The sequence below is a fragment of the Mammaliicoccus sp. FSL K6-3158 genome, assembly GCF_038005105.1.
Classification (GTDB): domain Bacteria; phylum Bacillota; class Bacilli; order Staphylococcales; family Staphylococcaceae; genus Mammaliicoccus; species Mammaliicoccus sciuri.
Genome location: NZ_JBBOSL010000001.1, coordinates 73,525 through 86,021 on the forward strand (window position 1 = coordinate 73,525; position 12,497 = coordinate 86,021).

The window sequence follows — 12,497 nt, forward strand, 5'->3', positions numbered from 1 at the left end:
TGTTTATTGATGATTGTATCGTAGATTATTTATAAATATTATTAGACACACAGGAGGAATGTAACATGTCTAATAATGTTTCAATTAACAAAACAAATAAAGAAAGTAAAAAAGCTTTAATTGTCGGTTTAGGTATTAGTGGTATTTCTTCAGCAATAGCTTTAAAACAAGCAGGATGGGATCCTGTCATAATAGAAAAAGCTTCAGAGCGTAGAAAAGGTGGCTATTTCCTAGGACTATTTGGACTCGGTAGATCTGCTGCTAAAGATTTAGGCGCACTTCAATATTTACATGATAGACGTAGTCCTACTTCAATCAATTTCTCAATAGATAGAACAGGCATTACAGGTTATACACTTGGATTTGCCGATATTCCGGAATCTTTCGCACCATGGATGATGTTAAGAGGCGATATAGAGAATGCTGTCTATAAAGCATTACACAATGATATAGAAATACTTTATGATACGGTGCCTGAAGCCATTTGGCAAAATGCATCTGAAGTAAGTGTGACAACTAAAAATCTCAAAACTAATATCAAAACTGAAAGTTCTTATGATCTTGTAATTGGGGCTGATGGGGTATTCTCTCAAGTTAGAGAACTAGCATTTGGTCCACATGAACAATATATTAAAGAGTTAGGTTATATGATTTGTGCGTATCAACTCACTGAAAATCCACCTGATTTAAAACTCGATCAAGGTGTTATCTTGCATGAAGTTCAAAAATCTTTTACGGTATTTACTTTTAAAGATCACCCAGCAACAATCTTATTTACGTACAAAACAGATGATCCACAAACAGAAAGAAAAAAAGACCCACGTAAGAGAATTAAAGAAGTGTTTGGTGAACCTTATGGGGAATATATGGAATTTGCTTTAGATCAGTTAGATAAAGCTGATGATGTTATATTCGGTACAACTGACCAAGTAAAAATGCCTTCATGGTATCGAGGACGAGTTGTCTTAGTTGGTGATTCAGCATGGTGCCCAACACTTTATTCTGGAATGGGTGCAACATTAGGACTTGGTGGAGCTAATTTATTAGGAAAAGCATTACAGAAATATCCTGACAACATCGAATATGCTTTAAATAAATGGGAAAGTATACTAAGACCAAAAGTAAAACAATTTCAAAAGCAAGGTGCGACTACTGGACGTAGAAATTTCGTTACGGATAACGAAAAAGAATTACAAAAAAGAGAGAAAAATGTTAAAGTCAGAATGAAGTTCATGAAGAGTCAGTTGTTTGGTAATGTTATTCAATATACACCATTTATAAAAGCACGAAATACAGACCTTACAAAAGAACTTTAATTTGAACTTATGCATAAATGAAAGATTAATATCTTAAAAAAGAACTAGGACAATGTGCCCTAGTTCTTCATTTTATTAAAATATTTATCAATTTCTAATTTCTTACGCTTATTTAATGGATTTTATTATTTTTTTAATAAGCGTAATGAGTTTAATATAACTAATATAGCAGCTCCTGTATCACTTAACACTGCTAACCATAGTGTTAGTAATCCTGGAAACACTAATATAAAAGCAATTAATTTTATAAGTATTGAGAAATATATATTTTGCTTAATGATATTTTTAGTTTTCTTACTTATAGAAATTGTACGTGTTAATTGATTGATATCATCTGACATAAGTACGACATCAGCTGTTTCCATTGCTGTATCTGAACCAATACCGCCCATTGCAATGCCTACATCACTTTGTGCTAAAGCTGGTGCATCATTGATACCATCACCAATCATACCGACGCGATACCCTTTATTTTGTAAACCTTTAATAGCAGATAATTTATCTTCAGGCATTAATTCAGCATACACTTCTTTAATACCTACAAGTTGTGCGATTTTATGAGCTGTGCCTTTGTTATCTCCTGTAAGCATTACAGTATTTTTAATATGTGTACCATTTATTTGTTGTAATGTTTTGTTGATATTTGAACGTAATGGATCTGCTACTGTTATTAAACCATGAATGATATCAGAAGACGCAACAATTATAACAGTATATCCTTCTTGCTCATATGTGTTTATGTCGTCTTTATAATTTTCAATTTGTTTGTTGATAGAAGTAATTAATTTTAAGTTTCCGGCATAAACGTCACTTTCATTTATTTTGCCTTTAATACCTTGGCCAACTATATTTTTAAAATTCGTTATATTAGATGCTTTAGCATTAAACTGAGTAGCATAATCTACGATTGCATTGCTGATAGGGTGGGTTGAGTATGATTCTAAACTTATCGCAATATTTAACAATGTTTCTTCGTCAGAATCGATGCTTTTAATTGTATCTACTTTTGGTCGACCTTCAGTCAAAGTACCTGTTTTATCAAAAGCTAAAGCAGATAAAGTACCTAAAGCTTCTAAATGATTACCACCCTTAATAAGCACGCCAATTTTTGCAGCACTTCCGATTGCGGTAACGATGGCTACAGGTGTTGAAATAACGAGTGCACAAGGACATGCAATAACAAGCAACTCGAGCCCTTTATAGAACCATGCGCCCCATGTACCTAAAGAGAAGATAGGTGGTATGACCATGACTAATAATGCTAATACAAAGACGATAGGTGTGTAAATTTCAGAAAATCGATCAATAAAAGCTTGGGTTGGTGCTTTATTCTCTTGAGCTTCTTCAACCATATGAATAATTTTAGAAATAGTTGTGTCTTCTACTAATTTTGATACACGAATCTTTAACGTACCATTTTCATTGATTGACCCTGCATATACTTCATGATCAACCGTTTTATCGACAGGTATGGATTCACCAGTTATTGGAGCTTGATTCAAACTTGAGTAACCTTCAGTAATCGTTCCATCTAATGGCACACGTTCACCCGGTTTAACAAGCAATATTTCTCCTACACGAATATTTTTTAAGTCTTTTGAAATTAAACTATTTTCTGCAATTACAGTTGCTGTTGATGGCGTAATATTCATTAATGATTGTATAGAATGACGTGTCTTGTCTATTGAAATAGTTTGTAATAAAGTTCCAATCGTAAATAGCAAGACCACAATTGCACCTTCAAAAAATTCACCAATTAATATAGCGCCAATGACAGCTACAGACATTAACACATTCATATCTAAACTTTTCGATTTAATGGCATAATATGCACTTTTCAATGGTTTCACACCACTAACGATAATAGCTAATATATAAATTAGATTAGGAACCCAAATTGGCAGATTTGTTATCGTAAGAACGAGACCTAGACAGAGCAATATGGCTGATAAAATAGGCTTTTTAAATAAATGCCATTTGGTATCATTTTTGTTATCTGTTGAATTTAAAGTTGCCACATAACCAATTTTGGAAACTTCATTTTCAATGTTTTTTATTTGATTACCCTCAAAATCGACTTGCATTTTCCCTGTAGAGAAACTAACCTGTACATCATTCACGTATGATAAATTATTCAAATGATTTTCAATACTCTTAGCACAACTTCCACAATCCATGCCTTCTACTGAGAAAGTTGTATACTTTCGATTATGATTTACTTCTTCAATACCGTATCCTAATTTTTCAACTGTTTGAGTTAGTTGGCTGATGTCATTTGTATTTTTCAAATCAACTGATAGTTTTCCCGTAGAAAAACTAACTTTAGGGTTGACCACACTATCTAAATTATTTAAAGCTTTTTCAATTGTAACTGCACAAGAACTACAGTCCATTCCACTCACTTTAAAATTATAATTAGAAGCCGAGGTGGCAACTTCATCTTCTTCCTCAGTTATTTTATGATTTGTGATATTCGAATTGTTCTCAGTTGAATGACTAGAAACTTCATGAGTTGTACAACAACTATTATTTGATGGTGTTGCTTTAATTTCATTGCTACAGCAATTATTTTCTTGCGCTTTATTACTAGTACAACAAGTATGACTTGTTTCTTGATTACTACAACATTGCTTGCCCATATAAGTTACCTTCCTTCTTTAAATAGTATGATGTTGGCAACATGCTATATCTTCTTCAGTATCTTCTACTACAGAATCAATTAATTGAAGTAATGCTAAAATCTGATCGTTCTTAATTTGATAATAAACAAATTTACCCTCTTGTCTTGAAATAACCAAACCACACCCTTTAAGACAGGCTAGATGTTGAGAAATACTAGATTGACTGATTTTTGATTTTTCAACAATTTCATTAACAGTCATTTCTTTTAATTTAAGCAACTCTAATATCGTTAATCTTGTTTTATTAGAAAGACCATGTATAAAATGTGCTTTTAATTCTATGTCGTTCATTTAAACCACCTCATATTACCTATAGTTAATATGTTTTCATATTAGTATTTTCTAATATGAATGTCAATATATCACTTATATTTAAAAAAGATATAAGTATGTAAGTGGTCGGAGGAAAGATGAATATGTTATTTTTTTAATTTGGTTTTATATGATGAAAAATAGAGGGGGGAGAAGAGGTTACTAAATTAACATGAATAAGCAATTATAAATTTTATAGAATAATAAAAGTAATAAAAATAATGGAAGAATAAATTGAAATTTTACCCATCCATTATTTTTTATAAACTGTACTATAATTTAACGAGAATTTTTGCTTGTGATTTATCGTTTACAAGTTGTTCAAAACCTGATTCTACAATATCATTTAACTCAATTTCATCAGTTATGACGTCTTTAACTTTTAAATTCCCTTCATTAATTAAGTCTATTGTTTGTTGAAATGTAGAAGGTGTATAAGCAATAGTCGATGTAAGTTTTACGCCAGTGTTTGTTAACTGCATTGGATTCCATTCAATTGAATGTCCAAATATAGAAACAATAACAACAGTGCCTCTTGGTTTAGTAACATCAATGGCAGATTTAAATGTAGGTGCTACACCTGCTACCTCAAATGACACATTAACACCATTATCAGTATGTTTATTAATAACATCAACTGGGTTTGATTCACCAGAATTTATAGTATGAGTAGCGCCTACTTCTTTCGCCTTTTTCAATCTTTCTTCAGATAAATCAAAAACAAATATTTTACTAGCACCTGCAGCTTTAGCAGCTATAGTTGTCAATAATCCGATTGGTCCAGCTCCAAAAATAGCAACAGTATCACCGAAAAGGACATTTCCTTCTTTAATTGCTTGAACTGCTACAGCTGTTGGTTCAACAAGGGCACCTTCTTTATCAGAAACATTATTTGGCAGTTTATACACATTCTCTTCTGGGACATTTGTGAATTCTGCAAATCCACCATCTGAACCTAGGCCTATAAATGAATAACCATCATAAAGGTCAATATTTTCTTCTTTTTCATGATTAGAAACTGTAGGATTAACAACAACTCGATCGCCTTTATTGAATTTAGTAACTTTTGAACCAATATCCTCTACTACACCTGCAAATTCATGACCTAATGTTACAGGCGCTTTTTGTCCAAGGAACGGGTCCGGTTTATCGGTTGAAATAAATATAGGACCTTCTAAGTATTCGTGTAAGTCTGTACCACATATACCAGCCCAAGAAACTTTAACTTTAACCTGATTACTTTGTAATTCTTTCGTAGTTCGTTCTTCAACACGTACATCCTTTTGACCATACCAAACTGCTGCTTTCATTTATAAAACCTCCTTATAGTATTTAATTTAATAATATGCCTTTTAAAAGTTAATTTCAAATAAATAACTTTTAAAAATAGAATATATATATATGTTTGAATATAAAGTTTATAATAATGATAACGTGTTAAAAGTTTGCAACGATAAATGGTGATAAGGGTTTCTAAAATTAGATTAGTAGGAGAAGTTAAAAAGATTAATAAAGTGACATTGGCATATTAATATATACCTAAATAAAAGTGGTTAGTAAAATAGGTGTGAGTGTAATATATAAGACATAACATAATTGAATATATTAATTAAAAAATATAGGAGTGATTTTTATGTATCTTATAGATACTTTGATTTTTAATAGTAAATCTGAAAAAAAGAAATATCAAAGAATCTTCTCAAAAAAATTAAATGATATAAATATAGAAACATATACTTTTTATACATCTAATTTATTTTTTAATAGTAGAGGAGATAAATGGAATTTATTATGTGTAATTGATTTGTCTAAATATAATAGAGATATCATAAATACAATACCTTTAACAAAGAATGTAACTATACGTCGTGAATGCATGGAATTAACCCCTAATGCTCATGTGAAAAGCTTGAAGTCTTTAAAATGTAATTTAAATATTGTTGAACATGTGGATGTTGCAGATAAATATTTAGAAGAATTTCAAAGTATTATGATACAAAATAATATACCAGCCATGACAGAAATCATTCATAAGAGAAGCTGGTGTAATGAATTTATAGCACTTGAGACAAGAAATATCATATATCATAAATCAAAATTTCCGAAATGGAATCAAATACATTTAATATCATTAAATCTTAAAGGGGTGTTATTATTCAAGAAGGATTTCTCCACTGTGCTTAAAACTCATAGTAATATATCGTTTGAGCAAAATTTTAGTAGATTAAAAAAAATACGTGTTTTTACATATAAAGCTAATGCTTCGAAAACAAAAAATATTTTAAGTAATACTCACAGTATGGATGGAAATAGTCAATAGTATCAATCAAAAGAAAGGTATATTATAAAGATATTAATAGTAGAACTACTTATAAAGTAGTTATCAGTTAAATAATTAGTCATTAAATCTGGGATATAATATTATTCCCAGATTTCTTTTGTATAATGCATTGGATAGCTAAACCCAAAATACACTTGCATCAGAGCTTTTCAACTATCTATTTATTATTTCTTTTAAACGCTTCATAATGATTAATGATATCATTTGCCGACATATTTTCTAGTTCATATTTAATATTATGATTCATAGTATCAACTTTTTCTTTTTCAGAACTGTCACTAGATACGACAGAATAAATAAATGATATATGTTCATCATTTAAGTCTTTTAAGAACTGTGGTCTTAAATTCTTGTTAAAACCTAATAAACTTTTTAATTGTTTTTCTGAAGAGTAGAAATTCTTAAAGTCTACACCACTTTCTTTTTTGACGACTTCAACAAATTCTTCTAATTTTTCTACTTTACCCATCATATCACTCCTATTTATGTTAACTGTATGAAGTATATATACCTTTTTTTAGAAAAATATAAACTTATAAAAATAAATAGAATATCCAAATATGTCTAGATATCGATACATAGAGTGATCTTATTCATAAAAATATACGTATATATATAAAAGGATGTGATGGCTATGCGTAAAATGATAACGGTATTAATGACAGTTTTAATACTCAGTGGATGTCATAATCAAATGAATCATGTAGATAAAAAAACAAGCGAAGAGAAAAATGTTCAAACTGTAGAATCAAAGGCATTCGAAACATATCAAAAAGGTATCGTACCTTTGAAAATAAATATTAAAAGAATAAATGTAAATCACGAATTAGATCACACTGGAACTAATCAAAAGAATGAAATGGCAGTACCAAAAGATATTGATACGCCTAGTTGGTTTAAAGATGGTTTTAAAGTTGGTGAACTTGGTAATGCTGTGATTGCGGGACATGTTGATGATGGTGTGAATCCAGGTGTATTTACAAATCTTCATAAACTTCAAAAAGGTGATAAAGTTGAGGTTAGTGATAGAAATAATAAGAAATTAGTATTTAAAGTATATGATAAAAAATTATATAAATTAAGAGAAGCGCCAGTAGATAAAATATTTGGATATTCTAGTAATAGACATTTAAATTTGATTACTTGTGAAGGAGAATATAATACTTCACTAGGAAGTACACCAAATAGATTAGTAGTTTATACAAAATTAATAAATGGTTGAAAGTATGCATATGACATTTACTAACATATAATAGTAAATGTCGGGGGGTAAAACAATGCGAGAGTCGGATATAGAATTATACGATAAAATAGTATCTAAAGATACAGATAGCTTAGAAACATTATATGACCGTTACGAATCGCTGCTATACAGTTTTATTTATAAAATCACTCAAGATAAGCAATCGAGTGAAGAAGTACTTCAAGATGTATTTATGAAAATTTGGAATCAAAAAGCTAAATTTGATAGTAGTAAAGGTAAGATGTCGACATGGCTTATTACGATTTCACGAAACTTAGCAATTGATTATATACGTAAGAGGAAAACAACGTCTTATGAATATGATGAAGAAAGGGATAATATAAAGACGGATAATGTACCTGAATCAGAACTCATAACTAAAGAAGAAGCTGAACAGATTAAAGGATGTATAGATGAGTTAGACGCAAAGCAACAAGCTATTGTGTATTTATTTTATTTTAAAGGTTTCAATCATAAAGAAATATCGAAGACGCTTGAAATACCTTTAGGAACTGTAAAGAGTAGGCTAAGATTATCTATTCAACATTTAAAGCACAAATTAAAAATAAACAAGAAGGGAGAGAGGAAATAATATGGAATGTGAAAAATTATATGATTATTTCAATGATCAATTAAGTAAAGATGAAAAACAAAAATTTGAAGAACATTTAAAAACTTGTAAAAATTGTCAAGAAGAACTAGATGAACTGAATATATTAAATGAATCTCTTCCTTACCATGTTGAAAATATTGTTCCTCCTAAAGATATGAAAAGTAGAATAATGAATAATATTCTAAATGATGAAAATAATGAAGATACTTCAGCTCAAGAATATAATGATAACAGTCAGCATAGACCTTTAAATACAAAGCGAAATATCATTAAAAACGTATCTCTCATTAGTATGGCCGCATTATTATTAATATCTATAGTAGGCAATTTATATCAGTTTAATACAAAAGATCATGGAAGTAAGAATAAAGACCATCATTTAATAAATAAAAGCAGTGCACAAATAATAAAATTAAAATCTACTGAAAAAGATCAAGTTCAAGGCGAAGCGTTTATAGCTAAAAATAAAAAAGAAAGACAATTAGTAGTACAAGCACAAAATTTACAAGAAACGAAAGGCAATGAAGCATATCAAGTTTGGATTCTTAAAAGAGAAAAGCCATATCGAGCAGGTACTTTTGTTTCCAGTAAAAATTCTGGAATAGTTATCTTTGATTTAAGTGATATCGAATTAGATAAGCAAGATAAAATAGCAATTACTTTAGAACCATCACCAAATAATCAGGCTCCTGAAGGTGATATTATTATGGCTGGTGAAAAAGGTTAGATATTTTTAGAGATTACATTAATTAATGTGATCTCTTTTTTTATTTATTGCGTATACCATATGAACAAAAAAACAAAGGAGTGATTGGATGAATATTTCACAGAAAGTATTAGCCATGTCATTATCGGTTTCATTGTTAGGAGCTGGAACAAGTGTATCGCAAATTGCACAAGCACATGATGCGTCACATGAATCTGTTACAAAAACAGATAGTAAAGCAGTTGAATTAAGAAGTAATTTAGATATGTTGCTAAGTGAACATGCGTATTTAGCTACTGATACAATGAGAAAAGGTGCAGAAGGGTCTAAAGATTTTGATGCATCAGTAAAATCACTAAATATGAATACTAAAGATTTATCTAAAGCTATCGGTGATGTATATGGCCAAGAAGCAGGTAAAGAGTTTGAGAAAATGTGGGCAGAACATATTGGGTACTTTGTAGATTATGTGAATGCTACAAATGATAATGATGAAAATGCACGACAAGAAGCATTAAAGAACTTAGATAATTATAGAGAGCACTTCTCTCAATTTTTAGCATCAGCAACAGATGAAAAATTAGAAGCGAAAGGTTTATCAGAAGGTTTACAAATGCACGTGAATCAATTAGTAAGCGCATTTGATGCCTCAGTAAATGGGGACTATGACAAAGCTTACAAATACGAAAGAGAATCCATTCATCACATGTATATGGTTAGTAAAGGATTATCAAATGCTATAACACAACAATTTCCTGAAGATTATCATCATACAAGTGCAACAACAAAAGCAGCCGACTTAAGATCAGATTTAAATTATTTAATGAGTGAACATGCCATCTTAGCAGCCGATGCGATGCAAAATGGGTATGATGGATCTAAAAATTACAAAGCCTCAGTAAAAGCGTTAGAAATGAATACAAAAGATTTATCAAAAGCAATAGAAGGTGCGTATGGTAAAGAAGCGGGTATGGAATTCGATAAAATGTGGACAGAGCATATTGGGTATTTCGTTGATTACGTAGAAGCTTCAAAAAATAAAGACGAAGACGCTAAAAAAGAAGCAAAAAGCAACTTAGATAATTATAGTAAAGAGTTTGGCGCATTTCTATCTAAAGCTACAGATAATCAATTAAAGAGTGATGAGTTAGCTGAAGGATTAGGTATGCATGTGAATCAGTTGTTAGCTTCATTTGATGCTTACACTAAAGGAGATTATAAAACATCAACAATGAAAGTAAGAGAAGCATATGCGCATATGTTTATGCCAGCTAAAGGTTTAAGTCAAGCAATCGTAATGCAAAATAAATCAAAATTTGAAATGAATATGCCAAAAGAAATGCCAGACACAGGTGCACAAAAATAGGCTCTTTATATAGAATAAAGAAAACTAAATTCAAATTTGAATTTAGTTTTCTTTTAAATTTTTAAGGGTATTATATTTATTAAAAGGGAGAAAATATGAAAATACTCGATGTAATATCACAAATTGAACAAGAAATATTAGTTAGTAATAATAATTATAAAATCAATATAGATAAAGAGTGTACTGATATTACAACCATGTACCAAAATATTAAAACTTCTTCTGTTTTTATATTAAAGGCGTCTAATCGCTCTAAAATTTATGCAGAAAAAGCTATAAGTAAAAATCCAATATTAATATTGACGAATATGGAAGCAAATAGTTTGGATGATATGAAGTGTGATATTCCAGTTATATATTTATCTAACTATGCATCAGCGATAAATAAATTAGTACATTTATTTTATGATAAATATATCGAAAGCTTAAAATTTATTGCAGTAACGGGTACTAATGGTAAAACAACTACAAGTCATATGGTAGGAAAAATATTATCAAAACTAGATAAACGAGTAGCTGTTGTTGGTACATTAGGCGTTTATGATTCTAAATTTAACAAAATGAATTTTAACCATTCTACACCAACTACACCAATGCATATTGAATTTGCTGAAATTATAAAGTATTTTGCAGAAAAAAATTATGACTACATTGTATATGAAGCTACATCTATTGCGTTAGACCAAAAAAGGGTTAATTTTATATATAACGAACTAGCAATATTTACCAATTTTAGCTCTGAACATCTTGAGTATCATCATACACTTGAAAATTATTTAGAAGCTAAATTAAAACTGAATGCGCTAAGTAAAAAAAGTATTGTCAATTATGATAGTGAAGAATACAGAAAAATAGGTTATGATAGGTATCATTTTTCTAATAACCAAAAAAATGATATGTATTATAAATATTCTATAGAGGAGAATAAGTTATCTATTTGGATAGATGGAAATGTTTATCAAATCAATATAGCATTGAATGGAATTCATAATTATATAAATCTTGCTATTAGTATATTTGCAATACATAAATTGAATTTTGATATAAAAAATATTTTAGAGGTTGTTAAGTATATCAAACCACCTGATAATAGATTTGAAATATTTAAAATAAGAGAATTTGAATTTATATTAGATTTTGCACATACACCATTAGCAATTAATGAATCAATTAGCGAAGCTATAAAATATTCTTCAAAAAAGAGAAAAAATCTTACAGTAATGATTACAGGTATAGGCTTACGCGGTTTAGATAAAATAAGAGATACAATGAATTTAATTCCTAATAATATTGATCAAATTATTTTAGCTTCTGAGCAAGTAGGTTTTGAAAATGAAAACCATATTATTGCAACGATGATTAAATATTTACCGGAATATTATGATTTAAATAATATTATAATTGCGAGTTCGAGAAAAGAAGCAATCAAAAAAATTGTTGAGAAAACTAAAAGTGATGAAAGTATTATTTTATTAACCGGTATCAATGAACCGCAGCATTATAGAGGGGATTTAATCAATCACGACGATAAATCATATATTAAGATGTGTATAAATAATAAATTGGTGTAAATAGTATTTTTTATTTTAAAGATTCTTGTTGGTATGAGTTGTTTAAATATAACTAATATAAAAAGATAGTGAAATGGATTTTACTCGCTTTTATATAGGGTTAGCTGTTAGATATATTGATTTTAAATTTATGGTTTGGTACTATATAATTCTAAATAGTAAATATTTCATTTGTTTTAAAGGTAATAAATCGAATGAAATATTTGTGCGGGTGTAGTTAAATGGTATAACCTCAGCCTTCCAAGCTGATGTTGCCAGTTCGATTCTGGTCACCCGCTTTGAATTTATAAAAACTATGAAATGTGACTCATATTTAATAATTAATTTCATAGCGATACAATTTTTCGA

Annotated in this window: 11 protein-coding genes and 1 tRNA gene; 8 read left to right on the plus strand and 4 right to left on the minus strand. The window is 29.5% G+C overall.

Features of this window, described 5'->3' with window-relative positions; all coding sequences use genetic code 11:
* The first annotated feature begins 65 nt into the window (after positions 1-65).
* Entirely contained in the window at positions 66-1,316 is a 1,251-nt protein-coding gene (locus tag MHH94_RS00360) for an FAD-dependent monooxygenase (protein ID WP_058590975.1), read from the plus strand.
* 125 nt (positions 1,317-1,441) lie between these two features.
* Here the strand turns inward: MHH94_RS00360 and MHH94_RS00365 are convergent, their stop codons facing one another.
* The 3 genes from MHH94_RS00365 to MHH94_RS00375 all read right to left on the minus strand — a co-directional run bounded on the left by MHH94_RS00365 (position 1,442) and on the right by MHH94_RS00375 (position 5,619).
* Positions 1,442-3,955, minus strand: a complete 2,514-nt coding sequence (locus MHH94_RS00365) for a heavy metal translocating P-type ATPase (protein WP_058590974.1) — start codon at positions 3,953-3,955, stop codon at positions 1,442-1,444.
* 18 nt (positions 3,956-3,973) lie between these two features.
* Positions 3,974-4,288: an ArsR/SmtB family transcription factor gene (locus MHH94_RS00370; protein ID WP_058590973.1), complete on the minus strand. Its 315-nt coding sequence runs from the start codon at positions 4,286-4,288 to the stop codon at positions 3,974-3,976.
* 293 nt (positions 4,289-4,581) lie between these two features.
* Positions 4,582-5,619 (minus strand): 2,3-butanediol dehydrogenase, encoded by a 1,038-nt coding sequence (locus MHH94_RS00375; RefSeq protein ID WP_048540342.1) that lies wholly within the window; start codon positions 5,617-5,619, stop codon positions 4,582-4,584.
* Between the two features lie 323 nt (positions 5,620-5,942).
* Between MHH94_RS00375 and MHH94_RS00380 the strand changes: the two genes are divergently transcribed.
* The gene (locus tag MHH94_RS00380; protein WP_078355406.1) at positions 5,943-6,629 is read left to right on the plus strand and encodes a hypothetical protein; all 687 of its coding nucleotides are present in this window, start codon (positions 5,943-5,945) and stop codon (positions 6,627-6,629) included.
* Between the two features lie 178 nt (positions 6,630-6,807).
* Here MHH94_RS00380 and MHH94_RS00385 read toward each other — a convergent pair whose 3' ends face one another.
* Entirely contained in the window at positions 6,808-7,119 is a 312-nt protein-coding gene (locus tag MHH94_RS00385; protein WP_078355405.1) for a hypothetical protein, read from the minus strand.
* 165 nt (positions 7,120-7,284) lie between these two features.
* Here MHH94_RS00385 and MHH94_RS00390 point away from each other — a divergent pair, with 165 nt between their 5' ends.
* The 6 genes from MHH94_RS00390 (at position 7,285) to MHH94_RS00415 (ending at position 12,427) form a co-directional block, all read left to right on the plus strand.
* Entirely contained in the window at positions 7,285-7,872 is a 588-nt protein-coding gene (locus MHH94_RS00390) for a class F sortase (protein WP_058590969.1), read from the plus strand.
* A 55-nt stretch (positions 7,873-7,927) separates the two neighbouring features.
* Complete coding sequence (locus tag MHH94_RS00395; protein WP_025905379.1) at positions 7,928-8,485, plus strand: RNA polymerase sigma factor; 558 nt, start codon at positions 7,928-7,930, stop codon at positions 8,483-8,485.
* Between the two features lies 1 nt (position 8,486).
* Positions 8,487-9,233 carry an anti-sigma factor gene (locus MHH94_RS00400; RefSeq protein WP_107609463.1) on the plus strand — a complete coding sequence of 249 codons (747 nt, stop codon included), beginning with the start codon at positions 8,487-8,489 and terminating at the stop codon, positions 9,231-9,233.
* A gap of 88 nt (positions 9,234-9,321) precedes the next feature.
* Positions 9,322-10,578, plus strand: coding sequence for a hypothetical protein (locus MHH94_RS00405; protein WP_058590967.1), 1,257 nt, complete (start codon positions 9,322-9,324; stop codon positions 10,576-10,578).
* A gap of 95 nt (positions 10,579-10,673) precedes the next feature.
* Positions 10,674-12,149, plus strand: a complete 1,476-nt coding sequence (locus MHH94_RS00410) for a Mur ligase family protein (protein WP_084756315.1) — start codon at positions 10,674-10,676, stop codon at positions 12,147-12,149.
* A 207-nt stretch (positions 12,150-12,356) separates the two neighbouring features.
* A tRNA-Gly gene (locus tag MHH94_RS00415) sits at positions 12,357-12,427 on the plus strand.
* Positions 12,428-12,497 lie beyond the last annotated feature (70 nt).